Consider the following 25,853-nt stretch of genomic DNA (forward strand, 5'->3'; position numbering starts at 1 on the left):
AATTTGGGGGGACCCTATCAGGGTCTGCGGTATCGTCCAGCCCGAACCGGACGCTAAAGTAGGCAGAATGAGGTGGGGAGCTGCGTCGTTTCCCCACGTCTGAGTGCCGTAACATCGCTTGTCGGCGGGCATGCAAAGAGATATTTGATGCAAATCAATGATGCGGGACTTGGGCGGGCATATGTGTTGGGTCCAAGAGAACGCAAGGTTGCTTCTGCGGATTTCTCCGCTGCGACAAAAAATGCTCGGCAGCGCGAACAGACGCCGGGTACCGAAGGAGGGTCCGTTGGACTATACTGCTCAGCTCGATACAGCGATTGCCAGGCTGCATGACGAAGGTCGTTACCGGACCTTTATCGATATCGAACGCCGCAACGGGCATTTCCCACATGCCGTACGCACCCGTCCTGACGGTTCACAGCAAAACATTACCGTATGGTGTGGCAATGACTATCTTGGCATGGGCCAGCATCCGGTTGTTCTGAGTGCCATGCACGAAGCAGTGGATGCCGCCGGCGCAGGCTCGGGCGGTACGCGCAACATCTCGGGCACCACGGTCTACCACAAGCGGTTGGAGGCTGAGCTTGCCGACCTCCACGGCAAGGAAGCCGCGTTGCTGTTTACAAGCGCCTATATCGCCAATGACGCGACGCTGAGCACGCTGCCCAAGCTGTTCCCCGGTTTGATCATCTATTCGGATGAATTGAACCATGCCTCGATGATCGAGGGTGTGCGCCGCAACGGTGGAGCCAAACGGATCTTCCGCCACAATGATGTCGCGCATCTGCGCGAGCTGCTTGAAGCCGATGACCCTAAGGCACCCAAGCTGATCGCGTTTGAATCTGTCTATTCGATGGATGGCGATTTTGGCCCGATTGAAGAGATTTGTGATCTGGCCGATGAATTTGGTGCGCTGACCTATATCGACGAAGTGCATGCCGTGGGTATGTACGGCCCGCGCGGTGGTGGCGTGACAGAGCGTGATCGCCTGGTGCATCGGATCGACATCATCAACGGCACATTGGCCAAAGCCTTTGGTGTTATGGGGGGCTATATCGCCGCCAGTGCAAAAATGTGCGACGCGGTGCGCTCTTATGCGCCGGGCTTCATCTTCACCACATCCCTTCCGCCCGCTGTGGCCGCCGGAGCGGCGGCTTCGGTTGCGTATCTGAAAACTGCGTCAGAACTGCGAGAGCAGCATCAGACCCAGGCCAGGATCCTCAAGCTGCGCCTTAAGGGCATGGGCCTGCCACTGATCGACCATGGCAGCCACATCGTGCCCGTCATAGTCGGAAACCCGGTGCATACGAAAAAGCTCAGCGATATGCTGCTGGATGACCATGGAATCTACGTCCAACCGATCAATTTCCCGACGGTTCCGCGCGGAACCGAGCGTCTGAGGTTCACTCCGTCGCCGGTTCATGGCCCCGATGAGATGAACAAATTGGTGCAAGCCATGGACGAACTTTGGTCACATTGTGCGCTAAATCGCGCCGAACTTGCAGGATAACCTCACGCCAAAGTGTGCAACTCGCTTGTCGCGTGTTAAGCTTACGCTAATAAAAGTAGCGGACGAATCGTTGTGGGAGTGATTCGCCGTGGGCGTGTAAGACACGGCAGGCAGAATGGGGCAGCAGGAATGATTGGGCGCAAGTCACAGCGCGATTCCGAAGAAGACACTGACGTCAGACCCAAAGGGTTCGACGATTATGAGGTGCGTCTTGGTGACGTGATGCGTGGTGAACGCGCAACCATGGGTAAGTCGCTTCTGGATGTGCAGCGCGAACTGCGTATCAAAGCCAACTACATCGCCGCTATTGAAAACGCTGATCCTGACGCCTTTGATACGCCCGGATTTATCGCTGGTTACGTGCGCTCCTACGCGCGCTATCTGGGTATGGACCCGGATGAGACATTTGCGACCTTCTGTCAGGAAAGCGGGTTCGAAGTTGCGCATGGCATGTCTGCCGAGGCATCCGTGGTGCGGAAGGCGTCCGGCGGTTTGCCCGCGCGTGGCCCGATGGGGCGGGACCCCTTTACTTCGCCGAACACGCCATTTGTGCCCGGTAAGGAGTCGTTCGTCAGTCAGATCGAGCCTCGTGCAATCGGATCCACCCTGGTGTTGCTGGCGGTCATTGGCGGTATCGGCTACGGCGGTTGGTCCGTTCTGAACCGGATCCAACAGGTTCAGGTCAGCCCGGTTGAACAAGCGCCGGTTGTGCTGACCGATCTCGACCCGCTGGACACTGTGCGGTCGCAGCCGGATGAGGTTGAAACCGCCAGCGCCATCGTACCAAGCGCCGAGGCACTGGACCGTCTGTACCGTCCACAGGCGCTGGATGTTCCGGTTCTGGTGGCTCGCGATGCCCCGATTTCCACGCTCGACCCACGTACCGTGGGTGCGTTCCGCCCGCCGGAACCGCCCAAGGTAGAAGTGGCGGAAGTTCATACGGTTGAGCGTCCGGCCCTGCCGCAGGTGGTCGAAAAGATCGATACGACACTGAAAATCGTAGCAGTCAGCCCGGCCTGGATGCGTGTGACAGCGGCGGATGGCAGCGTTATTTTCGAAGGTACGCTGGGTACGGTTGAACAGGGCAGCGTGTTCGAAGTTCCGCTGACCGAAGAACCCCCGCAATTGCGCGCGGGCGCTTCGGGCGCAGTCTATTTCTCGATGAACGGCGAACACTATGGTCCGGCTGGTGCGCCCGGTACAGTGGCCAAAGGAGTCATCTTGTCGAAAGATGCAGTGTCCGAGACGTATAACGTGGCGGATCTTGAGGCTGAGCAGAACAGTGCCCTCAAGCAATTGGTCGCTGAACTGCAGACACAGGTGACAGAAGAACCTGCCGAGTAACCTCACCATTGCGGTACGAGCCCTGCCGAACTATCTAAAGGCTCAAATCAGGCAGCTTTGGACTCGTCCTCATGTCCCATAATCCCGTGCGCCCGTGGCGCGATATCTATCGCCGTAAATCCCGCCAGATCATGGTTGGAAACGTGCCCGTCGGGGGCGACGCGCCGATTGCTGTGCAGACCATGACAAATACGCTTACCACAGACGTTGCGGCGACAGTCGCACAGGTGCAGGCGGCGGCCGAGGCCGGGGCGGATATTGTGCGGGTCTCGGTTCCGGATGAAGCGTCATCCAAAGCGCTGAAAGAGATTGTGCGCGAAAGCCCGGTGCCGATCGTGGCCGATATTCACTTCCACTACCGCCGTGGCATCGAAGCGGCTGAGGCCGGTGCGGCCTGCCTGCGGATCAATCCCGGCAATATCGGCGATGAGAAGCGCGTCAAAGAAGTCATCAAAGCTGCCCGGGACCACAATTGCTCAATCCGCATCGGTGTGAACGCGGGCTCTTTGGAAAAGCACCTGCTTGAAAAATATGGCGAGCCGTGCCCCGAGGCGATGGTCGAAAGCGGGTTGGAGCATATCCGCATCCTGCAGGATAACGATTTTCATGAGTTCAAGATCAGCGTGAAGGCCAGCGACGTCTTTCTGTCGGCGGCCGCGTATCAGGGCATTGCCGAAGCCACCGATGCGCCGATCCATCTGGGCATTACCGAGGCCGGAGGGCTTGTATCCGGCACCATCAAGTCAGCCATCGGTCTGGGCAACCTTCTGTGGATGGGTATCGGCGACACAATCCGCGTCAGCCTGTCGGCCGATCCGGTTGAAGAGGTCAAGGTTGGGTTTGAAATCCTCAAATCTCTGGGCCTGCGCCATCGTGGGGTAAATATCATCTCATGCCCGTCTTGCGCGCGGCAGGGGTTCGACGTGATCAAGACGGTTGAGGCACTGGAACACAGGCTCGAGCACATCAAGACGCCAATGAGTCTCTCGATCATCGGGTGCGTGGTCAACGGCCCAGGTGAGGCGCTGATGACCGATGTCGGCTTTACCGGCGGCGGGGCAGGGTCGGGCATGGTTTATCTGGCGGGCAAGGCCAGCCACAAGATGTCGAACGATCAGATGATCGACCACATCGTGGAGCAGGTTGAGAAGAAAGCCGCGGAGTTGGATTCTGCGGCAGAGGCGGCGGAGTAATGTAGCGCTGCAACCAGCTAATCGTCTGATCTTACACGCTTAGCGTAATCTGCCCATTTGGCCGTGAGGCAATTACATGCGTTTGAGTGATTGCGATCATGTCAAGAACCAACAGAGACGCTTCATTCGGCTTCTACTTCAAATCGGTCCATCAGTTCTACGATAGGCATCAAAAGGGATTCCGGATCATAAGGTACGCTATGAGCTTGGCTGGACAAATAATATACATAGTCCCCTTTCTTCCATTCGCATTTGAAATTGTACCTATCCGCATCACAAGTTTTTTTCGGAACGGGCGCGTCGAGTCCAAATCCGAAAGATGTCGATTTGCCTAAGATCAGATGACCGCTGGCATCGGGTTTTTGTGGAAAGAATGGGGCAAGCTCATCGCCCCTGACCCGAATAAAAAAGACACTACCTCCGCGCTGCGTTTGACCATTGTACGGTGCAAAATTCCAAGGGATGGCGTGTTTTTGACTACCGAGCCAGTATTCCTGTTCATATCCGTTTTCCACTCGTGGCAAGAAAGTCAGGGTGAATGCAAAAAACAAAGGTATCAAAGCAAAAAAGTAATTGCGAGGTGGCAAGGGGCGACGATTGTGCCAAAGCACCAATATTACCATCGCAACGATAACCGGTATGCTGACAGACCAAGCACGAAACACGTACATATGATCGCTTAGTTCCAACATCGGGAAGTAATGTGCGGTGACACTGCTGCTAATGAAAGTTATACCACACCACAAAACGCAGATCAGGGTAGTCACCCAAAAGAGAAGAGAAGGTAGCGCACCAATTGCTTTAGCGGTTACTTTTGAAGGCAAGCTACACGTCCTCAATCGGTAACTCTGATCTGAACAATCAGAGCGCCATTCAATAAAATTATGCAGTATCAATTAGTCACAGTTACACGTTAAATGGGGCGGGTAGACCGCCCCAATCCGCTCACCCCTGTTCAGCCCGAACGCCATCCGCGATCTGCAACATCTGATCGGCGGGCAAAAAGCCTCTCAGCATCTCGGTACCCAGAACAAACGAAGGCGTCCCGGAAATCCGCATGCGTTGCGCCAAAGCGCGCGTCTGGGCGATCTCTTCGGTCACCGCGTCGCTGTCCATGGCGGCAAGTATGGCGTCGCTGTCCAGTCCCAGCCCGTCCGAGATACGGCGCAAGGTGACGTCGGAGGGTTCGCCGCTGAATTCCAGCAGCGCATCATGCACCTGTTTATAGGCGTCGTCCCCAGCGACTTGCTTGGTGGCAATCGCAAAGCGCGAAGAGATGACCGAGGCGTCGCCCAAAATGGGGAATTCTTTGATGACCAGCCGGATGTTGCCGTCTTCGGCAAGCAGATTGGCCACTTCGGGCACGGCACGGCGACAATAGCCGCAGCGGTAATCCATGAACTCGACCAGAGTGATGTCACCGTCCGGGTTGCCGCCGACCCAGCTATAGCCGTCATTGAACAGTTCGTCGGCATTGGCGGCGACCAGTTCTTTGTCTGCGGCAGCTTCTGCAGCAGCGTTGCGCTGTTCCAGAATGTTGATCGTTTCGATGATCACCTCGGGGTTTTCCAGCAGGTATTCGCGCACCTGCGCCCCGAACTCTGCCTTTTCAGCATCGCTCATGGCATTCAGGTCCAGCGCCTGCGCCGGATTGGTAAGCATCGAAAGCCCCAAAAGGGCGGGGGCTGCGTGTCTGAGGATCATCTGCTTTTCCTTTTCTTTTTTGCGCGTTCCGAGGCGATCAGGACGTCTTGTGCCCTTTGCCACCCCGGAGAACCTTCGGGCAACTGCCCGATGGCGCGTCTTGCATGGATACCCGCGTCGGCCAGTCGGCCCTGCAAGGCATATCGTTCTGCGGTGACCGCCGAGGCCATCCCGTTATTGCCCACTTGCGCATAAGCGGATCCCAAATCGCGCATCAGTCTGGCATTCCGGTAATCGCGTGCACGTGCTTTTTCAAGTGCTTGCAGCGCAGTCTTCACCTGGCCATCAACCAAAAGTGCGCGGCCATACCCTGCCAGGATCAGGGGATCATTCGGTGCCATTTCGACAGCAGTGCCATAGGCCGCAATTGCCTCCTTCACGCGGCGGTTCTCCAGTAGGATTTGCCCTTTGAGGTCGTAATAGAACGGGTCGTCTGGCCGGATCGACAACGCTTGGTCAATGGCGTTGCGCGCGCGGGTCAGGTCGCGGTTCTGATGATGGGCCGAGGCTTCGCGCATCAGCCGGATATCGCGGTGGTCTTCCTCGGCGGCACGGCGCAGCGTCCAGCTTGGTGACCGCAGAAAGGCGGAAAGCTTACCCTTGACCCGGGCAAACCAATAATCGGCACGCGGGTTGGGCTTGGCCTTGTCTTCGAACTCTTCCAAAAACGCTTCGGCGGCGCGCAGACGCTCACGCGTGGTTGGGTGCGAGCGCATATACGGGTCTTGATTGATAGGGCTTAACAGTTCCTGTCCCGCGAATTTTCGGTGCAGTTCAACCATTCCCTTCGGCGAGATATCGGCCCACCTGAGGTAACTCGCAGCGCTGCGATCTGCCGAGGCCTCCTCGGCACGCGTATGCGCAAGAAAGCTGCGCAGCGCTGCGGCAGAGGTTCCTGCGGCGAGCCCTGCGGCGGCCTCTCCACCACCGGCGGCGGCTGCGATCAGGGCCAGGGCAGTACCCAACTGGGCGTTGCGTTGGGCCGCTCTCAGGTTTTCAGACCGTCTGGCCAGATGCCCGTTGGCAATATGGGCCGCTTCGTGGGCAATCACGGCCTGCAGCATTTCGGGCGTATCGACGGACAGGATCAGCCCGTAATTCAGATAGATTGTATTGTAATCGATGACAAAGGCATTGAATGTGCTGTCATTGACCACCAATACCCGCACCCGGTTGGTGTTCAGGCCAGCGGCCCGCAGTACGGGAAAGGCAAGTTCCCGCAGCCCGTATTCGATATCCGGATCCCGGATCAGGCTTTGCGCACCAGCCTGAACGGCGCTGACCAGCCACGTTACCGCGACCAGCATCAGGGCCGGGATTGACGCCAGCCTGGATACGCGTTCAAAAGCCATGCCAGCAACATGGGAGATGGGCATGCGAAACTCAACCCGGTCCGGGGTCGATCCCTTCATCGTGATGGATGTGATGGAAGCCGCGCGCAAGGCCGAAGAGGCTGGCAGACACATTATTCACATGGAAGTTGGCCAACCGGGTACAGGTGCCCCAAAAGGCGCGGTTGAGGCTTTGGCAAAGGCGATGGAGCACAGCTCGCTGGGCTATACTGTATCTTTGGGCCTGCCGGCTTTACGCCAGCGGGTCGCACGGATGTACGGCGAGTGGTACGATGTGGACCTGAACCCCGAGAGAGTGGTGATCACACCCGGGTCGTCCGGCGGATTTCTGCTGGCGTTTACCGCGCTGTTCGATAGTGGAGATCGCGTCGGAATTGGCGCGCCGGGGTATCCGTCTTATCGTCAGATTCTCAAGGCACTTGGCCTGCAGCCTGTCGATTTACCGACCGCGCCTGAAAACCGTCTTCAGCCTGTGCCTGCCGATTTTGCGGGGTTGGACTTGCAGGGTCTGATGGTGGCTTCTCCGGCGAACCCGACCGGTACGATGCTGGATCACTCAGCAATGGGGGCGCTGATCGAGGCAGCGCAGGGGCAGGGTGCCTCGTTCATAAGTGACGAGATTTACCACGGTCTGGAATACGAGGCCAAAGCGGTGACTGCGCTGGAGATGACGGATGAGTGTTATGTGATCAACTCGTTCTCAAAGTACTTTTCGATGACGGGCTGGCGGGTTGGCTGGATGGTCGTCCCCGAAGATCAGGTGCGCGTCGTTGAACGGATTTCCCAGAACATGTTCATCTGCGCGCCGCATGCCAGTCAGGTGGCCGCTTTGGCGGCGATGGATTGCGACGAAGAGCTGCAAGCGAATCTGGATGTCTACCGCCGCAATCGCGCACGCATGCTGGACGGGTTGCCGAAAGCCGGGTTTACCAATATCGCGCCACCGGATGGGGCCTTCTACGTCTATGCGGATGTCTCGGACCTGACGGATGACAGTCGCGCATTCGCGGCGGAAATCCTGGAAAAGGCCGGTGTCGCGGTTACGCCGGGGCTGGATTTCGATCCCCAGCGCGGTCACACGACACTGCGGTTTTCCTATGCTCGATCTACTGCAGATATCGAGGACGGGTTGGAGCGTCTACAGCGTTTCATGGCCGGGCGCGGTGCAATCAAAGAACGGGTCTAGGGCGTTCACAAACGGTGCCTGTTGCGATAGGTTGGATTGCAAACGATCTCGGGAAAACTTGAGGCTATGAGCAGGATTATCTTCGCAATTGCCCTGATCTGGGCATTGACCGGTGCCGCTATCGCGCAGGATTTCAGCGCTTTGGCGCGTATCCTGCCGGACCAAAGTCGTATCACGGATGTGGACCGGTCGGGCGTGCGGGTCGAGTTGGGCCTCAGTCAGGGTGTACCGTATCGGGTGTTCACCCTGCGCGATCCCTATCGAATGGTACTTGATTTTCAAGAGGTTGACTGGACCGGGCTAAGCCATGACTCGTTTCTGCAGACCAAGCGTATTACGGGTGTTCAATACGGTGCTTATGTGCCGGGTTGGTCGCGTTTGGTGTTGGAATTGGGTGCACCGCTGGCCGTTGATACTGCCGATATGCGTATCAATGCCACCTCGGGAGAGGCCGTTTTGACACTCAACCTGAAAGGCACGGATTTCGACACGTTCGCCGCCAGTGCGGGTGCGCCGCGTCAGCCGGGTTGGGACCTGCCCGCACCGGCTGTCACACCTGTTGTGCCGCGTCAGGCAGGATATCGCCCTTTCCGTGTGATGCTTGATCCCGGACATGGGGGTATCGATCCCGGGGCCGAAGTCGGTGACAGCAATGAGAAAACCCTGATGCTGGTCTTCGCACGCGAACTGCGCGAGCGGCTGCTGCGCGCCGGGGGATACGAAGTTGTAATGACCCGGGTGGACGATCATTTTGTCTCGCTCGAACGCCGCATTGCGCTGGCGCATCGGGCGGGGGCGGATGTGTTCATCTCGCTTCATGCAGACTCTCTATCGGCGGGGCAGGCGCATGGGGCGGCGGTTTATACCCTGTCCGAGGAGGCCTCGGATGTGGCCAGCCTGAAACTGTCGGAACGCCATGATCGGGGCGACCTGATCGCCGGGATCGACCTGAGCGGCGCGGATGATCAGGTGGCGGATGTGCTGCTGGACATGGCGCGCCAGGAAACCAAACCGCGCACCGATGCTTTGGCGCAGGCTCTGGCCAATGGTATGGCGCAGCAGGGTGGTCCTATGAACCGCCGCCCGCTGCGCACCGCCTCGTTTTCTGTGCTGAAGGCAGCCGACATCCCTTCGGTTCTGGTCGAGCTTGGATTTCTGTCCAGTCCTCGCGACCTGAAGAACATCCGCAACCCAGAGTGGCGGGCAAAGATGGCGCAGGGCATCCATGAGGGCCTTGAACACTGGCGGCGGAACGACGTAATCCACAGGTCCCTGATTGGTCAGTGACCCAGCGGCGCAAAACGGCTAAAATAGGCCGAGGTGTTTTGACCCGGCAGAGACGCGCCCCTATATAGGCGGCACCGCGAAGAGAAGGCAGTAACGTGATCCGGTTCATTCTTTCGATTTTCGGGGCTTTGTTCAGCCTCGTGACCTTGGGTATTTTCATGGTCGCCCTGACAGTGGGCGCTGTGTTCTGGATGTACGGGCGCGATCTACCCAGCCACGAGTCGCTGGCCCAGTACAAACCGCCGACGATCAGCCGGATCTATTCGGGTGAAGGTCAACTGATCGACGAATTCGCACAGGAACGCCGCCTGTTCACCCCGTCCGAGGAAATCCCCGATCTGGTGAAACAGGCGTTCATCTCTGCCGAAGACAAGAATTTCTACACCCATCAGGGCTATGACCCGCGCGGGATTATCGCGGCGGGTGTCGAAGCCGTGCGATCCAAGGGTGAAAATGTGCGCGGGGCTTCGACCATCACGCAGCAGGTGATGAAGAACTTCCTGCTGTCCGGTGACCGCCGGGCCGAGCGGAAGATCAAGGAAATTATTCTGGCCACAAGACTTGAGGATACGCTGGACAAGGAACAGATTCTCGAACTTTACATGAACGAGATTTTTCTGGGCCAGAACTCTTACGGCGTGACGGCGGCGGCGCAGACCTATTTCAACAAGACACTGCAGGAGCTTGCACCGCATGAGGCCGCGACTTTGGCCGCTATGCCCAAGGCACCGTCGGATTACCATCCGGTCCGGCAAAAAGAACGCCTGATGGCGCGTCGAAATTACGTGCTGCGTGAGATGCAGCAAAACGGCTTTATCGATCAGGCCACATACGAGGTCGAAGTCGAAATGCCGCTGCGCTCGGTCCAGAATGGCGATTTTGAGAGTTTCCGCACCGCATTGCCGCCGCGCGACTATTTTACCGACGAAATTCGCCGCCAATTGAGCGAGGACTTTGGCGAGGGTGAATTCTTCACTGGCGGTTTCACCGTGCGTGCGTCGGTTGATGAAGAGATGCAGGTCGAAGCAGCGCGCGCTTTGCGCGAGGCGTTGCAGAAATACGACCGCTCGCGTGGCAAATGGCGCGGTACGGGAGAGGTTATCCCCGAGGAACTGCTCGCCGACGAAGCCCAATGGCGCGAGTCGCTGGCCATCATGGAAATCCCGCGTGACGTGGTGCTGCCGACGCAGTGGTATCCGGCGGTGGTACTGAACGTGGCAGATCAATCTCTGACAGTGGGCATCGAAGACGGCCCGGCGGACGGAACCGTTCCGCGTTCGGACATAAAATGGATGCAGGGCAACTTTCAGGAAAACTTCAAGCGCGGTGACGTTATTCTGGTGATGGCCGCAGAAGGGCAATGGTCGGCCCGTCAGATCCCCGAGGTGCAGGGCGGTTTTGTTGCTATGGACGTGAACTCGGGCCGGGTTCTGGCCATGCAGGGCGGGTTCTCATATCAGGACACCGTATTCAACCGCGCCACGCAGGCGCAGCGCCAACCCGGGTCCAGTTTCAAACCCTTCGTTTATGCCGCCGCACTGGACAGCGGCTATAGCCCGGCAACAATCGTTGTCGATGCGCCGATCGAGGTGAACACGCCTCAGGGCCTGTGGCGTCCCAAGAACTCGTCAAATAAGTTCTACGGTCCGACGCCTTTGCGCACCGGGATTGAACAGTCGCGGAACTTGATGACCATCCGTCTGGCGCAGGAAGTCACCATGCCCGTGGTTGCCGGTTATGCCGAACGGTTCGGCGTTTATGACCATATGGGCGCGTTTCTGGCAAACTCGCTGGGGTCCGAGGAAACCACTCTGTACAAGATGGTCGCCGCCTATGCGATGTTTGCCAACGGCGGTGAGCGGGTCGAGCCGACGCTGGTCGATCGTATTCAGGACCGGTTCGGCAAGACCATCTATCGTCACGACAACCGCCAGTGTCTGGATTGTAACTCAAGCTGGCTGGAACCGGATCAGGCCCCGCAAATCGTGACAGACCGTTTCCAGGTGATGGACGCGATTACCGCCTATCAACTGACCTCGATGATGAAGGGTGTTGTGGACCGCGGCACAGCATCTGCGCACGTGAACCTGCCGGTGCCGACAGCCGGAAAGACGGGCACCACGAACGAGTCCAAGGATGCCTGGTTCATCGGCTTTACGTCGAACATCGTGGCTGGTTGCTATATCGGCTATGACCGTCCGCGTCCGATGGGTCGGGGGGCCTATGGCGGCACCCTGTGCGGACCGGTTTTCCAAAGCTTCATGGAAAAAGCGGTCGAGAAATACGGTGGTGGACAGTTCGATATCCCACCCGGCGGGCATTTCATCAAGATTGACCGCTTCAGCGGCGCGCGCCTGCCGGTGGATGCCACTGGCGAATATGTCGTGGCCGAATATTTCCGCGATGGGGTCGACGGGTTTATCGACCGGGTCTTTGACGGCGGTTTTGCGATGGGATCTGACCTGCCTCTGTTCGAAGAAGTCAGCAATTCGGACCACCAAGTCACGACATCCACCGGTGACACTGTCACCGTTGGACCAAACGCAAGCCAGGGCGATCTTCAGGGCGGCGGGCTTTACTGACCGGCGACCCGCAGCAGGTGGTGCAGCAGGTCCGCCTCGTGATCGTCGGCGATCAACCCATTGGAGCGCCAAAAAATCGACAGGGCGCATTTGGCAACCGCCCATTGCGTCGGACGCGCGGGCGGGACGCGCATGGCATTTGAATACAACGCCAAGCATCGCCTGATTTGCGCTGGCTGGCGTACCAGTTCGGGCATGCCCTTCGGGTGTCGGATGGCATTTGCTAACTCAAACGCGGGGTCACCGACATAGCCTTTTGCATCGATTGTCATCGGACCAGACGCGGTGAGGATGATATTGTCGGGATGAAGGTCGCCATGCAGCGCGACCGGGCTGGCCTGACTGTCCAGCAAGGTTTGCGCCAGCTCGGCCGCGCGTTTCATATCTTGCAACAAGGGCGCGGGGCAGTTTTCAGAAAACCCCGCCGAGAACAGCGGAGCAAAGACCTCGTAGAGCGGCTTCAATCCCTTCACTTCGACATGGGGTTCTGCATGCAGGCGCCGCGCGGTTTCGGCCAATAGGTGTATCGCGCGATCTGGCGCGCCGTTTCGCGCGATGTCGCCAAGAGAAGTGCCATCCAACCACCCCATCAAAACTGCGTTTTCCGTCTCTGCGAACACTCTGACAGCGCCGCGATCCTGCCAGGCCGTCATCAGGCGTGTCCCGGCTGCCTCATTGCCACGATCCACGCGGCGGTAAATCTTGAGAGCCCGGTGTGATCCATCCTGCGTCACCATCTTCCAGATGCGGGCGTGCCCGGTGTCGGCCACCTGGGACAAGGGTGTCAGGCCCCAAAGGTTCAGAACTTCATCTGGCAGGTTTTGCATTCACGTCTTGCCTGTCTTGTGGTGCCTCGCACCTCTTGCTATCACGCAGGCCTGATTGAGCAAGTTGGGACCTGACCATGCGCGCCGAAACACAGAATACCGTGGCGGAAATCGAAAAGTCGCTGGAGCTGCTGGCGCAGCGCATGGATTATGAAACCGCCCCGCATCGGCTGGAAGAATTCAACGCGCGCGTTGAGGATCCCAACCTGTGGGACAATCCCGAAAACGCGCAGAAGCTGATGCGCGAGCGTCAGATGTTGGTGGATGCCATCGAGACCTACGAGTCCATCAAAACCGATCTCAGCGACAATATCGAGCTGATCGAACTGGGTGCGATGGAAGAAGACGAAGAGGTTGTCACCGACGCCGAAGAAGCCATCAAAAAGCTCCAGGCCAAGGCCGCCAAGAAAGAGCTTGAAGCGCTGCTGGACGGGGAAGCAGACGGCAACGATACGTTTCTTGAGATCAACTCGGGCGCGGGCGGCACGGAAAGCTGCGATTGGGCCTCGATGCTGGCGCGGATGTATGTGCGTTGGGCCGAGAAGAAAGGCTACACGGTCGAGCTGCAATCCGAGACCGCAGGCGAAGAGGCGGGGATCAAATCTGCCGCCTATAAGATTTCCGGTCACAACGCCTATGGCTGGCTGAAATCCGAAAGCGGCGTGCATCGGTTGGTACGTATTTCGCCGTTCGACTCGGCGGCCAAACGTCATACCTCGTTCAGCTCGGTCTGGGTCTATCCTGTGGTGGATGACAATATCGAGATTGAGGTGAACCCGTCCGATATCCGTATCGATACCTATCGCTCGTCCGGTGCGGGCGGTCAGCACGTCAACACCACCGACTCGGCCGTGCGGATCACGCATATTCCAACCGGGATCGTGGTGACGAGTTCCGAGAAATCGCAGCACCAGAACCGCGACATTGCCATGAAGGCGCTGAAATCCCGCCTGTATCAGCAAGAGCTGGACCGCCGGAATGCCGACATCAATGCGGCCCATGAAGCCAAGGGCGATGCGGGCTGGGGCAACCAGATCCGGTCTTACGTGTTGCAGCCCTACCAGATGGTCAAGGACTTGCGCACCAACCACGAAACCTCGGACACCAAGGGGGTCCTGGATGGCGATCTGGATGAGTTCATGGCGGCGACGCTGGCGTTGAATGTAGCGGGCAAAAGCCGGTCCGAGGCGCAAGGCGAAGGCTAATTGCGGCGGCACCTGATCTCTGCGTCAAACCTGGTCAAGGGCCATTGGCAGTTGATCGCTATTGTCGCTGTGGTGTTTGTCTTCTGGAACACGTCCCTTGTTCTTCCGCTGAAGATTCTTGTGGTCTTCCTGCATGAGCTTTCGCACGCGCTGGCCATTGTTTTGACTGGCGGCTCTGTCGAAAGCTTTTCGGTTTCACCGCAGCAAGGCGGGCTTGTGATCGGGCGCGGTGGCAATCGGTTTATCAGCCTAACTGCCGGATATCTTGGTTCCCTGGTACTGGGCATGGGTTTGCTTATCATCGCATTGCGCACCAATGCGGACCGCGCCGTGCTTGGGTCTTTCGGGGGCGTCATGTTGCTGGTGACGTTGCTCTATATCCGCGATCCTTTTGCCATGGCATTCTGTGCGGGCGTTGGGGCGGTGATGTTGGTCACGGCCTGGTACCTTAGCCGCAATTTGTGCGACCTGATCCTGCGGGCCATTGGGCTGACCAGCATGATCTATGTGCCGTATGACATTTTCGATGACACGATCCGGCGATCTGGCATTCGTTCGGATGCCTATATGCTGGCGGAAGAGTTCGGTGGCACAACCATGATGTGGGGTGGGCTCTGGCTGATCCTCAGCCTGGTCATGATCTATTATTGCCTGAGGAACATGTTGGGTCGTGATAGTAATGTCCGGATTAACATCAGGGTAAGGTGAGCAGAGCCTGCAGAACGGAGTTTTGGGAGCAGGTATAAAGATACATTGAAACGGCAGGTTTAAATGACCCAACAGGTTAGCTAGGCTGATTTGCGATACCTTGTACACCTGTAGTTGAGCCCAAAATGGATCTGAGCCAAACCTCCGCCAAAGAGCTGTTGAATGACTTATCAAATCGGAGCCTTTCGGCTGAAGAGGTGATGCGCGCGACGCTGGCGCGAATTGCGGCGGTGAATGATCAGGTCAATGCCATTGTGGCATTGCGCGACCCGGATGATCTGCTGGCCGAGGCGCGTGTTGTTGATCAAGGGGAAAACCTGGGGCCGCTGCACGGATTGCCCATTGCGGTTAAGGATCTGGTCAATGTGGCCGGGATTGCGTCGACCCAAGGTTCCCCCCTGTTTCGTGACCATGTTCCGGCCACTGATGATCTGTTGGCGGCTCGGTTGCGGGCGGCAGGTGCCATTCTGATCGGCAAGACCAACACGCCGGAATTTGGATTGGGTTCGCATACGTTTAATCCGGTGTATGGGGCGACCCGTAACCCGTATGATCCTGCATTGACCTGCGGCGGGTCGTCTGGCGGTGCCGCAGTTGCCTTGGCAACAGGGATGCTTGCCTTGGCGGATGGGTCGGACATGATGGGCAGCCTGCGCAACCCTGCCGCTTGGAACAATGTCTACGGGTTCCGGCCAAGCTGGGGGCGCGTTCCGTCCGAGCCGACCGGGGACGGTTTCCTGCACCAGCTTTCGACGCTTGGGCCCATGGCGCGCAGTCCCGAGGATATCGGGATCTTGCTGGACGTGATCTCGGATCCTGATCCAAGGCAGCCCAACTCTGTGGAAAGTTCGCCGATCACTCCGGTTCAGACGGCTGATCTACAAGGGTTACGGATTGGCTGGCTGGCAGATTGGGGTGGGGCTTTCCCGATGGAGGAGGGGATACTCGACCTGTGCCAAAATGCGCTTGCCGTGTTTGCCGAGATGGGCGCCGAGGTTGAAGAGGTTCCGCCCCCGTTTGATGCCGAGCGCATTTGGGACAGTTGGATCACCCTGCGCGCGTGGAGTGTGGCTGCAGGGCTGCAACCGCTGACCGACCGGCAGGCCGCGTTCAAGGATACCGCCCAGTGGGAGTTAGAGAAGGGCATGGCGCTCAGTGCGATGGACGTTCACCACGCCAGCGTGGCTCGCACAGAATGGTTCCGGTGCGTGGTTGAGGTGTTCCAGCGTTTCGATGTTCTGGTTTTGCCGACAGTGCAGGTTTGGCCTTTTGCGATTGAAACGCCGTACCCAGCGGAGATTTCAGGCGCTGCGATGGATACCTATCACCGCTGGATGCAGGTGGTAACCCCCGTCAGCCTGCTGGGCTTGCCGGCCCTTTCGGTGCCGGCAGGCTTTGGCTCGGGCGGCTTGCCAACAGGAATGCAGCTTGTTGGCCCAAAAGGGGCGGATGCACGCTTGTTGTCCATTGGCGCTGTCTATCATGCAGCGACGAGCTGGCCGCAGAAAAGACCGGCGATGTGATAAGATTGCGGGGAGAGAGACTGAGCATGGAAAAAGCCTTTGGCGTACCGGCACTGAGACCGGTTGATACCGGAATGTTGAAAGAAGCGCTGCGCCGGGCATGGCAGGATTATCGTCGGGCCCCGCTGTTTGGCCTGTTGTTTGCCGGGTTTTATGTTCTGGCAGGCCTGCTGATGGCTTGGGTGACAATTCGGACCGGAACTTCGTTCTGGTTGGTGCTGGCCGCCATCGGATTCCCTTTGATCGGACCGTTTGCCGCCGTTGGCCTTTACGAGGTTTCACATCGTTTAGAGCAGGGGGAACCCCTTGATTTCGGGGCGGTCTTCGGGGTTGTCGTGCAGCAGAGCCGCCGGCAGCTCCCGTCGATCTGCGCGATTATCGTGGTCATGTTCCTGTTCTGGTTTTTTCTGGGCCACATGATCTTTGCGTTGTTCATGGGCCTGTCGACGATGACAAATGTATCCTCGTCGCTTGAGGTTTATTTGACTGCCAACGGGCTGACCATGCTGGCAGTGGGAACCGCTGTCGGTGCGGTATTCGCGCTGGTTCTGTATATGATTTCCGTTTTGTCGATCCCAATGCTTTTGGATCGTGAGTTGGATTTTGTGACCGCCATGATCGCCAGTTATTCATACGTCAGTGCCAATATGCGCGTGATGCTGATATGGGCAGTGTTTATTGCAGTGGCGACCTTTCTCGCCATGATCCCATGGTTTCTTGGATTGCTAATCGTGTTGCCGCTGCTGGGCCATGCCAGTTGGCATCTGTATCGCCAGATTGCCGAGACCGACGTGCAGAACACCTGACCAACCGTCTTGGCTAGATCGGGCTTAGCGGCGCGGATCGGGCTAAATTTAGTGCCGCGCTCGCTTCATTGCCCAGGTGCCTCAGAGTCACCGAATTAGGCGTAGAGGTGGCTGATTTGTTTCCTGTAAGGCTCAGCACATGGCCCCGCAATTCGCTGCCACGTGCCTGTGGCGATAACACCATCATCCGACTATCCCGGGCGCCACGCCGCGACATCAGGGCGAAAATCCGGTTTCCGCTACTGGATACAATCCCTTGAATTTCCCGATCTCTCGCGGGTGAGTGGGGTAAAAGGCGTCGTGGCTCAAAAGCCCGCAGCAAGGTGCAGTGGCCAATCTTTCGGATAAGCAGCAATCGGTGGCTTGTGACCGACGGATCGTCCGGTATTGATTCCGTCGCGTGGTAGAAGCCGGGGACCAACGCTGGTTCCGCCTGGCTGGCTATAAAACGATCGAGTATGTTACCCGCCGGGTGCATCTCTGACCGGCCAATCTCGTCCAGGGGCTCCAGTAGAATGCGGGCATCAACATGAAAAAACCGGCAGATACGATCCAGAATGTCCGGTCGGGGAAAGCTCTCTCCGGAAAGATAGCGGTTGAACTGCGTTCGGTTGATCCCAAGCTGGCGACATAGTTCCGAGATCGACGGGTAGGCCTCTGCGAGCTGTTTGAGGTTTTCTCCGAACATTATGCGCAACTCGGCAGGGTCGCGAGGAGAGTCGGTCATGTCTGCCCCAGATTATTTGATGCTTTTCAGGAAAACACGACCATGTTGGTCCGAAGACCATCCCACAGTCAAATCGCAAAAAAGACCCCAGCGTGCGGCTTTGCTTTACGCTACGTCACAGAGGCTAACGTGCAAAACGGCAAAGGCAATAGGCTTTAATTTGTTTTGCATGATCTTTTTGCGGGTTTCTTATCTAAAAACGGGGTTTTCGGCGCTACCAAGCCGAAAACCCCGTGCATCTTTTTTAGGAACTGTGTCGTTCGGACGCTGAGTTACCGAGGGGGTTTCAGATTTCACTCACCACGCAGTAGGGCGGCAACGCCTGTTCGGGCTATTTCGACCAGACCCAACGGGCGCATCAGATCGGCAAAGGCATCAATCTTGTCAGGCGCGCCGGTGATCTCGAAGATGAAAGAGTTCAGCGTGCTGTCAACCACATTGGCGCGGAAGATATCTGCCAGACGCAGCGCTTCGACCCTTTTGTCACCTTCACCGACGACCTTGATGATGGCCAGTTCCCGTTCGACCGAGGGGCCCTCGACAGTCAGGTCATGCACGTCGTGAACGGACACAATCCGGCCCAGTTGCGCCTTGATCTGTTCGATCACCTGCGGCGTGCCGGTGGTGACGATGGTGATACGGCTGAGGTGGCCGGTGTGGTCAACCTCGGCCACCGTCAGGCTTTCGATATTGTACCCACGTCCTGAAAACAGGCCAATCACGCGGGCCAATACGCCGGGTTCGTTTTCGACCAGAACGGCAATTGTGTGCTGTTCCTGTATGTCCGAAAAGGTCGGGCGTAGGTTATAGGCCGAATGGCGCGAGGAGCCTCGTTTAATGTTGAGCGGTGTCATTTGGGGACCTCATTTTTGAATTCGGGCAATTCAGGGCTGCGCAGTCGTTGGATGACCGCGAAAAGGCAGACCAGGCAAGCGGCAAACGCTACGGGTGCCAGTGTGAAACGAACTGATACAACCCTTATGTCGGACAGAATTATGAACAAAGTGGCCGGAACTGCACCCAGCCACATCAAAGCAGCCAGAACGGACCCAAGGCCGCTTGTTTTCAGAACGCCTGCTCGGAGCAGGAACAGAGCGGCCGGTGCCAGAACAGCGCTTTCATAGTACCAGAAATAGGGGCTTGAGACCATGATGGCCAGCAGCAGGGTGGCGGCACGAAGATCAAAATCGACCCTTGGGCTGTACCAGGCGAGCGCAACAGTTATGGCCGCCAGACCGGTTGCGCACCACTGCATAGAAAACGCCCAGACCTCTGAGACGCCCATTCCCAGAAGGATGGAGAAAAGGCTCACCATCAGGTGATTTTCTATGCTTGCCTCTCTGATGACTTCGACGTGAACTTCGGCGAGTTCCTTCATCTGAACCCAATATTCCGCACCCATGATCAGGGTGGATACAGCGGCCAGGATCAGGGTTGTCACAGCTGCGGCTGCGATAGTGCGCCACGCAAAGCATGCAAGCAGCGCGACGGGTATTAGGATGCCCAGTTGCGGCTTGAGCGTCAGAAACCCAATCAGCACGCCCGCCATTATTGGCCTGCCACTGCGCAATGATGCCAGCGCGGCTAGCAGACACGCAATCCACAGCACGCTGGTCTGACCAATTATCAATGCTGGCAGCATCGCCGGAGCAACAGAAAAGCCGATCCAGACGGGTGTAACCCCGCCTGCGAATTGTCGAATGGCGGCCAACATCGCAAGAAGCGATACCGAAATGAAAATGATCCAGGCGATCGGGAACGAAAAGGCACCCAGTGGAATCAAGGCAATCAGAAATCCCGGCGGATACAGCCACGGCATCCATTTGCCTTCATAAATTCCATGAACCAGGACCAGTGTATCCGGGTTAAATGCCGCAAGCGGATCACCGGAGTAGGCAAGCTTTGCCGCAGCCCAGAACACCGTGAAGTCAATTTCGGCTGCGCGTGCTCCGTCCTCAATAATGTTCTGCCAGTTCTGGGCCACCCAGACCGCGCAGACAGCAACCACCAGAACCGGCACCAGCGTGCCCAATTGCCAGCCACGCTTGGTGTCGAAAACGCGCAGACGTGCATCTGCTGCGGTCTTTGCTTCCAGTTCAGGCTGTGAATTGGGGGACACTGCTCGATCCTTTCTGCGCTACCGGGGCTGACAACACTCTTCGAGTTTTGTCAGACCAGAACCGCGCCTCCGGCCTGAATAACGCCCTGCGTTTCAGCCTCACCCAGCAGCATCTCGTTATGCGCCTTGCCCGACGGGATCATGGGGAAGCAGTTTTCGTGCTTTTCAACCAGACAGTCGAAGATCACGGGACCGTCATAGTTGATCATCTCCATGATCGCGTCATCCAGATCGGCTGGGTCGGAACAGATGATGCCCTTGGCCCCAAACGCTTCGGCGAGCTTGACGAAATCGGGCAGCGCTTCGGACCAGGAATGCGAATAGCGTTCGCCATGCAGCAATTCCTGCCATTGGCGCACCATGCCCAGCCGTTCGTTGTTCAGGATGAATTGCTTAACCGGCAGGCGGTACTGCGCGGCAGTCCCCATCTCCTGCATGTTCATCAGCCACGACGCTTCGCCCGCGACGTTGATGACCAGCGCATCCGGATGGGCCATCTGCACACCGATGGAGGCGGGGAAGCCGTAGCCCATGGTACCCAGACCGCCTGACGTCATCCAGCGGTTGGGATCTTCGAACCCGAGATACTGCGCGGCCCACATCTGATGCTGGCCGACCTCGGTCGTGATGTAGCGGTCGTGCTTCTTGGTCAGCTCTTCCAAGCGTTCCAGCGCATATTGCGGTTTGATCGATTTTTCGCTGTTGGTGTAAGCAAGGCAGTTTACCTTGCGCCAGTCACTGATCTGGCTCTGCCATTCCTTGACGGCCGCCGCATTGGTCTTGCGCCCGCGTGCTTTCCAGACCTTCAGCACATCCTCCAGCACATGTGCCACGTCGCCGACAATCGGGATGTCGACCCGGATCACCTTGTTGATCGACGAGGGATCAATGTCGATATGTGCCTTCTTCGAATTTGGCGAGAACGCGTCGATCCGCCCGGTGATCCGGTCATCGAACCGCGCGCCGATGTTGATCATCAGATCACAGTCATGCATCGCCAGATTGGCCTCATAGAGACCATGCATGCCCAACATGCCCAGCCAGTTCTCGCCGGATGCGGGATATGCGCCCAGTCCCATCAGGGTCGAGGTGATCGGGAAGCCGGTCGCATCCACCAACTCACGCAGCAGCTGGCTGGCGGCAGGGCCGGAATTGATGACGCCGCCACCTGTATAGAAGACAGGCTTTTTCGCCGTTTCCATGGCTGCAACCAGTTCAGTTATTTCTTCCAGATCACCTTTCAGAACAGGTTGGTAATGCGATGTGGACGGTTTGGGGGTGGTGTATTCCCCCGAGGCGAACTGGACGTCTTTGGGAATGTCGATCAGCACCGGACCGGGGCGCCCCGAGGTCGCAACATGAAAGGCCTCGTGCAGTGTTTCCGCCAGCGAGTCCGTATCCTTGACCAGCCAGTTATGCTTGGTGCAGGGGCGGGTGATGCCAACGGTGTCGGCCTCTTGAAACGCGTCCGAGCCGATCATGAAGGTCGGCACCTGGCCGGTCAAAACCACAATCGGGATCGAATCCAGCAACGCGTCTGTCAGGCCAGTCACCGCGTTGGTGGCGCCCGGGCCAGAGGTTACCAGGGCAACGCCCGGTTTCCCGGTCGAACGCGCATACCCTTCGGCGGCATGCACCGCTCCCTGTTCATGGCGCACCAGAATATGGCGTATGTCGTTTTGCAAAAAGATTTCGTCATAGATGGGTAGCACGGCGCCGCCGGGGTATCCGAAAACTGTGTCCACGCCCTGATCCTTAAGGGCCTGAACAACCATCTTTGCGCCGGTCATCTCACGTGTCATCTGTTTTGCTCCGTTCGCGACATGTGTCTTGCGTTTTGCATAAAAAAAGCCCCCGAGATTTTTTCGGAGGCGCATGGGTTCGATTATGGTTTACCGTTACCGGCCCATGCGCGTGGTTCCTACGATTACGACCAGCGTTCTCATCGCCAGAGGCTCCTTTCAGCTTGGAGGGGACATTATGGGCGTCAGAAAGGGGCGTCAACAGGCAATTGACTCAATTTCATAACTTGAATGGCGAATTTTGCGACATTTTATTGCGCAAAATGCCGCATCTCTAAAATTTCCGCCAAAATGGGGCGTAAGTCCCTGTCATGCGTGGAAATCCAGCAGGTCAGATTGCGTCAAGCCGATGTCTGAAACGGACCAGAGACGGCGGAGCGATTGGGGCAGGCTACACCTGTTGGAACGAAACAGGGGGGGCAGGCCATGTTGCAGGATCTGGTCGATCTGGGGCGCTATCCGATTGATCGCCCGGATTCGTGGGCTTACGCGCAGTTGATCAAGGATCTGCGCCGAGAGCTGGATCTGGACGGCTGTGCCGTCTTGCCCGGTTTTGCGCACAAGGACGGGTTAGCGCTTTTGCTGGAAGAAGCCGACGCCGTGGCCCCCAAGGCGCATCGGTCGTACAACCGAACGAACGCTTATTTCACTCAGGATGATCCAAAGCTGGGCATAGGGCATCCCGTCCGGCGGTTCTATGACCGTTCAAACGCCTTTGTTCCTGCGGACAACTTCCCCAAATCAGGTCCGCTGCGGCGCATTTACGAGTTCGACGGTTTCATGCCATTTATCCGCGAAGCTCTGGATGAGCCGGAAGATCGGTTCTTTCGCTATGACGATCCGTTGGCCGATGTCATCATCAACGTGGTAGAGGAAGGGCAGGGGTTCCCCTGGCATTTTGACACAAACAACTACACCGTAACTCTTGCCATTCAAAATGGTGAGGCGGGTGGGGCGTTCGAATACGTCCCCGACCTGCGCAGCGCAGAGGATGAGAATTTCAACGCTGTCACAGCGGTTTTGGATGGCAGCATGATTGGTGTACGGCAACTGGACTTGCAGCCCGGTGATCTTCAGATTTTCAAAGGCCGGTACGCGCTGCATCGGGTTGCCCCCGTTGAAGGGGGCAAAAAACGTTATGTCGGCATCTTTTCGTTTGTCGAAACCGAGGGCATGTGTGGTGGGGTCGAGCGGACACGGCAGCTATATGGCCGTGTCTTGCCACATCACTATGAAAGGGAAGGCCTGCGCGCCGATCAACTGCTGGATTGAGCCGGGCCAGCGTGTAGACTGCCCCCGATTTGATCAGGAGGGTGCTTATGTCCCGTATTCTGCAGCTCACGCCGTTTGTTTTGTGCTCTTCACTACAGAAGCAAATCGACTTCTATTGTAATCGGCTTGGCTTTAGCTGCGGATTTCGGCAGGACAATTACGCTTTCCTCTCATTGGGATCTGTCGCCATTCGATTGCTGGAATGCCCGCCGCGCAAAGATGGAAGCCCTTTGGGAGATGAACAATCCTTTTACATCGATGTCGACGGGATTGATGACCTTTATGCCAATCTTGCGCCGGGTCTGGCGGACTTACCCCAGGGACGGGTACGCGCCCCTTTCGACCAGCCGTACCTGCAGCGAGAGTTCCACGTGATTGATGAGGACGGGACGTTGATCTTCTTTGGTGAGGATATCCGGCCACGCGAAAACGGCTAGGGCTTTGCGGTACGCCCTTCGGTTGGGTGTCACAGCTTTGCAGTCAGAAACTATGGCCGGTCCCTTGCAAAACGCCATGCTCCATTGCGTATCGCGTCAATCCCGCCGTGGAGGAGATACCGAGCTTGCGCTTGATGTTCTTGCGGTGGGTTTCAACCGTACGCACCGAGATATCCAGCACCTGTGCGACCTCTTTGTTGGACTTGCCCTGCGCCAGCTCCAACAGAATGGTCTGTTCCCGCCCGGTCAACGCCTCGCGGGTCTCGCCGTGTTTTGGTTCCAGCGATCCGCTGGCACCGGTGCACAAGTATTGCTCGCCTCGCATTACAGCGTCGATGGCCTGTTTGATTTCGTCCGTGGGCACATCCTTGAGTACATAGCCTTTCGCCCCATGGCTCAGTGCGGTCGAGATGTATTCGGGGCTATCATGCATCGACAGGATCAGGACACGGGTGTCGGGCAGGCGCTCTAGAATGATCTCTGTCGCGGTCAGGCCACCCAGGCCGGGCATGTTCAGGTCCATCAGGATCACATCCGGCTGCAGGCGCTCGGCCTGATCGATGGCGTCCTGGCCGTTAGACAAGGTGCCGACCACTTCGATCTCATCATAGCTTTCCAAAAGAGATTGAATCCCTTCTGCAACCATCGGATGGTCGTCGACGATAAGAACGCGGGTCGTTTCGGACATCAGGCTCCGGCCTTTCTGTTCGGTGTTGCATCTTCCTGCGGTGCAAGCATGCGGCTGAGGGGCAGGCTCACCTCGATCGCGGTGCCGCTGCGGGTGCCGCGTGATGACAGAATGCGCAGCGACCCGTCAAGCTGTTCGATACGCTCTTGCATGTTGCGCAAGCCGATCCCGGTGCTGACCTGACCCGGTTCGCTGCGTAAGCCCTGACCATTGTCGGTGATCCGCATGGTAGCACCTTTCTTATGCCCCCGCAGATCGATCGTCACACGTGTCGCGCCCGAGTGGCGTTCGATATTTGTCAGTGCCTCTTGCGCAATTCGATAAAGGGCGATCTTGCTGTCCTGATCCAGCCGGTTGCGGAAAACCACGGTCGAGAATTCTGTCTCGATCCCCGTCCGTTCGCGGAAATCGTCGGTCAGCGCCTTGAGCGCGGGTCCAAGACCCAGATCGTCCAGCACGCCGGGACGCAGGTCACGGCTGATACGTCGGACTTCGGTGATCGCGGACCCCAGATTGTCGATACCCTTCTCAAGCGGGGCCTGTGCCCCGGCATCGTCTCCGCGAGACAAACGGCGGCGCGCGTTGTCGAGCGCATAGCGCACGCCCACAAGGATCTGGCTGATACCATCATGCAGTTCCCGCGCCACGCGTCCGCGTTCTTCTTCTTGCGCATCGAAGACGCGTTGCGTTAGTTCCTTGAGCTTGGCGTCGGCCAGCCTGCGCTCTCGGATATTCAGCAACATGCCCGAGGCGAAGACGATCAGCACAGCCGCCAGCACGATGCCGCCGATATAGAGGAACGTCCTCTGAACCCGGGCTTCGACCTCGGCGCGGGCGTTGGCAACGGTTGCGACAATATCGTCGATGAATACCCCGGTGCCCACGGCCCAGCGCCAGTCCTGCAGCCCCACCACATAGGCGATCATCTGCGCCTCTTCCCCTGTTGAGGGCTTTTCCCACATAAAGCTGTGCCAGCCTGCACCCTGCCGGGCCAGTCGAATGAATTCGTTCACGACCGGGGTGCCGTCGCTATCCGTCAGGCCAACCCAGTTGCGATTGATGAACTCGGTCTGGCGCGGGCTGACCAGATTGTTGCCATCATAGTCATAGACGAAAAAGAACCCGTCCTTACCGTAAATCATTGCTGAGAGGATCTGGGTAACAAGGTTCTTGGCGCCATCGTCATCCGGCGCGGCACGCCCATAAATATAAGCAAAACCATTGCGCGCCTGAGTGACGTAGTTGCGCAATTCGTCCTCTTTGGCGGCGATCAGGCTACGTTCAAGCGCCTGAATCTCACGCTCGGCTGTCGCGCGGGCCTGATAGGCGACCACCAAGGCAATCGCAGCCACCGCTGCGATCAAAGGAATAGCCGCGACCAGCGACAGTTTCTGCGCGTAGGTCAGCGAGAGCAGATTTCGGAATCCTCCCATGATCGAATCGATACGCAAGCCGGGCGGAAATTGCAAAAAGATTGGGCAGAATCAGGCGGCAAGGGTCCGGTAATCATCGTTTTTGTAGTGAATGCGGCCAGGTTTTTTGGCTTTGAACCGGCAAAAAACCAAACTTTCTACGCAGTAG

At 57.7% G+C, this 25,853-nt stretch carries 22 protein-coding genes; 12 read left to right on the top strand and 10 right to left on the bottom strand.

The window, feature by feature from the left end; translation table 11 throughout:
* Positions 1–286 precede the first annotated feature (286 nt).
* From hemA to ispG, 3 genes are all read left to right on the top strand, one after another.
* The gene (hemA, locus tag ACP0GE_RS18470) at positions 287–1,510 is read left to right on the top strand and encodes a 5-aminolevulinate synthase (protein ID WP_424833367.1); all 1,224 of its coding nucleotides are present in this window, start codon (positions 287–289) and stop codon (positions 1,508–1,510) included.
* Between the two features lie 129 nt (positions 1,511–1,639).
* Positions 1,640–2,854, top strand: coding sequence for a helix-turn-helix domain-containing protein (locus ACP0GE_RS18475; protein WP_424833368.1), 1,215 nt, complete (start codon positions 1,640–1,642; stop codon positions 2,852–2,854).
* Positions 2,855–2,925: 71 nt separating this feature from the next.
* Positions 2,926–4,047: a flavodoxin-dependent (E)-4-hydroxy-3-methylbut-2-enyl-diphosphate synthase gene (ispG, locus tag ACP0GE_RS18480; protein ID WP_424833369.1), complete on the top strand. Its 1,122-nt coding sequence runs from the start codon at positions 2,926–2,928 to the stop codon at positions 4,045–4,047.
* Between the two features lie 122 nt (positions 4,048–4,169).
* Here ispG and ACP0GE_RS18485 read toward each other — a convergent pair whose 3' ends face one another.
* The 3 genes from ACP0GE_RS18485 to ACP0GE_RS18495 all read right to left on the bottom strand — a co-directional run bounded on the left by ACP0GE_RS18485 (position 4,170) and on the right by ACP0GE_RS18495 (position 7,127).
* Positions 4,170–4,871, bottom strand: coding sequence for a hypothetical protein (locus ACP0GE_RS18485; protein ID WP_424833370.1), 702 nt, complete (start codon positions 4,869–4,871; stop codon positions 4,170–4,172).
* 121 nt (positions 4,872–4,992) lie between these two features.
* Entirely contained in the window at positions 4,993–5,751 is a 759-nt protein-coding gene (locus tag ACP0GE_RS18490; protein ID WP_424833371.1) for a DsbA family protein, read from the bottom strand.
* Positions 5,748–7,127, bottom strand: coding sequence for a M48 family metalloprotease (locus ACP0GE_RS18495; protein WP_424833372.1), 1,380 nt, complete (start codon positions 7,125–7,127; stop codon positions 5,748–5,750). The genes ACP0GE_RS18490 and ACP0GE_RS18495 overlap by 4 nt, the downstream gene beginning before the upstream one ends.
* Here ACP0GE_RS18495 and ACP0GE_RS18500 point away from each other — a divergent pair.
* The 3 genes from ACP0GE_RS18500 to ACP0GE_RS18510 all read left to right on the top strand — a co-directional run bounded on the left by ACP0GE_RS18500 (position 7,126) and on the right by ACP0GE_RS18510 (position 12,158).
* Complete coding sequence (locus tag ACP0GE_RS18500; RefSeq protein WP_424833373.1) at positions 7,126–8,289, top strand: pyridoxal phosphate-dependent aminotransferase; 1,164 nt, start codon at positions 7,126–7,128, stop codon at positions 8,287–8,289. The genes ACP0GE_RS18495 and ACP0GE_RS18500 overlap by 2 nt on opposite strands.
* 66 nt (positions 8,290–8,355) lie before the next feature.
* Positions 8,356–9,576, top strand: a complete 1,221-nt coding sequence (locus ACP0GE_RS18505; protein ID WP_424833374.1) for an N-acetylmuramoyl-L-alanine amidase — start codon at positions 8,356–8,358, stop codon at positions 9,574–9,576.
* 95 nt (positions 9,577–9,671) lie between these two features.
* Positions 9,672–12,158: a penicillin-binding protein 1A gene (locus ACP0GE_RS18510; protein WP_424833375.1), complete on the top strand. Its 2,487-nt coding sequence runs from the start codon at positions 9,672–9,674 to the stop codon at positions 12,156–12,158.
* Here the strand turns inward: ACP0GE_RS18510 and ACP0GE_RS18515 are convergent.
* Positions 12,152–12,985 carry an aminoglycoside phosphotransferase family protein gene (locus ACP0GE_RS18515; RefSeq protein ID WP_424833376.1) on the bottom strand — a complete coding sequence of 278 codons (834 nt, stop codon included), beginning with the start codon at positions 12,983–12,985 and terminating at the stop codon, positions 12,152–12,154. The genes ACP0GE_RS18510 and ACP0GE_RS18515 overlap by 7 nt on opposite strands.
* A gap of 77 nt (positions 12,986–13,062) precedes the next feature.
* Here ACP0GE_RS18515 and prfB point away from each other — a divergent pair, with 77 nt between their 5' ends.
* The 4 genes from prfB to ACP0GE_RS18535 all read left to right on the top strand — a co-directional run bounded on the left by prfB (position 13,063) and on the right by ACP0GE_RS18535 (position 17,227).
* Positions 13,063–14,190, top strand: coding sequence for a peptide chain release factor 2 (gene prfB, locus ACP0GE_RS18520; RefSeq protein WP_424833377.1), 1,128 nt, complete (start codon positions 13,063–13,065; stop codon positions 14,188–14,190).
* Positions 14,191–14,898, top strand: a complete 708-nt coding sequence (locus tag ACP0GE_RS18525) for a M50 family metallopeptidase (RefSeq protein ID WP_424833378.1) — start codon at positions 14,191–14,193, stop codon at positions 14,896–14,898.
* Positions 14,899–15,023: 125 nt separating this feature from the next.
* Entirely contained in the window at positions 15,024–16,421 is a 1,398-nt protein-coding gene (locus tag ACP0GE_RS18530; RefSeq protein WP_424833379.1) for an amidase, read from the top strand.
* A 26-nt stretch (positions 16,422–16,447) separates the two neighbouring features.
* Positions 16,448–17,227, top strand: a complete 780-nt coding sequence (locus ACP0GE_RS18535) for a DUF2189 domain-containing protein (RefSeq protein ID WP_424833380.1) — start codon at positions 16,448–16,450, stop codon at positions 17,225–17,227.
* Positions 17,228–17,240: 13 nt separating this feature from the next.
* Here the strand turns inward: ACP0GE_RS18535 and ACP0GE_RS18540 are convergent, their stop codons facing one another.
* From ACP0GE_RS18540 to ACP0GE_RS18555, 4 genes are all read right to left on the bottom strand, one after another.
* Entirely contained in the window at positions 17,241–17,954 is a 714-nt protein-coding gene (locus ACP0GE_RS18540; protein ID WP_424833381.1) for a helix-turn-helix domain-containing protein, read from the bottom strand.
* A 293-nt stretch (positions 17,955–18,247) separates the two neighbouring features.
* Positions 18,248–18,808 (bottom strand): acetolactate synthase small subunit, encoded by a 561-nt coding sequence (gene ilvN, locus ACP0GE_RS18545; protein WP_424833382.1) that lies wholly within the window; start codon positions 18,806–18,808, stop codon positions 18,248–18,250.
* Positions 18,805–20,073: a glycosyltransferase family 87 protein gene (locus ACP0GE_RS18550; protein ID WP_424833383.1), complete on the bottom strand. Its 1,269-nt coding sequence runs from the start codon at positions 20,071–20,073 to the stop codon at positions 18,805–18,807. The genes ilvN and ACP0GE_RS18550 overlap by 4 nt, the downstream gene beginning before the upstream one ends.
* Before the next feature lie 50 nt (positions 20,074–20,123).
* A complete protein-coding gene (locus ACP0GE_RS18555) occupies positions 20,124–21,875 on the bottom strand; it encodes an acetolactate synthase 3 large subunit (protein ID WP_424833384.1) in 1,752 nt (583 codons plus the stop codon).
* A gap of 426 nt (positions 21,876–22,301) precedes the next feature.
* Between ACP0GE_RS18555 and ACP0GE_RS18560 the strand changes: the two genes are divergently transcribed.
* A complete protein-coding gene (locus ACP0GE_RS18560; RefSeq protein WP_424833385.1) occupies positions 22,302–23,147 on the top strand; it encodes a HalD/BesD family halogenase in 846 nt (281 codons plus the stop codon).
* A 47-nt stretch (positions 23,148–23,194) separates the two neighbouring features.
* On the top strand, positions 23,195–23,584 hold the full coding sequence (locus ACP0GE_RS18565; RefSeq protein WP_424833386.1) for a bleomycin resistance protein: 390 nt from the start codon (positions 23,195–23,197) through the stop codon (positions 23,582–23,584).
* A gap of 43 nt (positions 23,585–23,627) precedes the next feature.
* Here the strand turns inward: ACP0GE_RS18565 and ACP0GE_RS18570 are convergent, their stop codons facing one another.
* Together ACP0GE_RS18570 and ACP0GE_RS18575 are read right to left on the bottom strand one after the other, a co-directional pair.
* A complete protein-coding gene (locus ACP0GE_RS18570) occupies positions 23,628–24,272 on the bottom strand; it encodes a response regulator transcription factor (protein ID WP_424833387.1) in 645 nt (214 codons plus the stop codon).
* Positions 24,272–25,705, bottom strand: coding sequence for a cache domain-containing protein (locus tag ACP0GE_RS18575; RefSeq protein WP_424833388.1), 1,434 nt, complete (start codon positions 25,703–25,705; stop codon positions 24,272–24,274). Before ACP0GE_RS18575 ends, ACP0GE_RS18570 begins: the two co-directional genes overlap by 1 nt.
* Between the last annotated feature and the right edge of the window lie 148 nt (positions 25,706–25,853).

Origin of the sequence: Ruegeria sp. (assembly GCF_965243365.1) — a bacterium.
GTDB lineage: Bacteria > Pseudomonadota > Alphaproteobacteria > Rhodobacterales > Rhodobacteraceae > Ruegeria.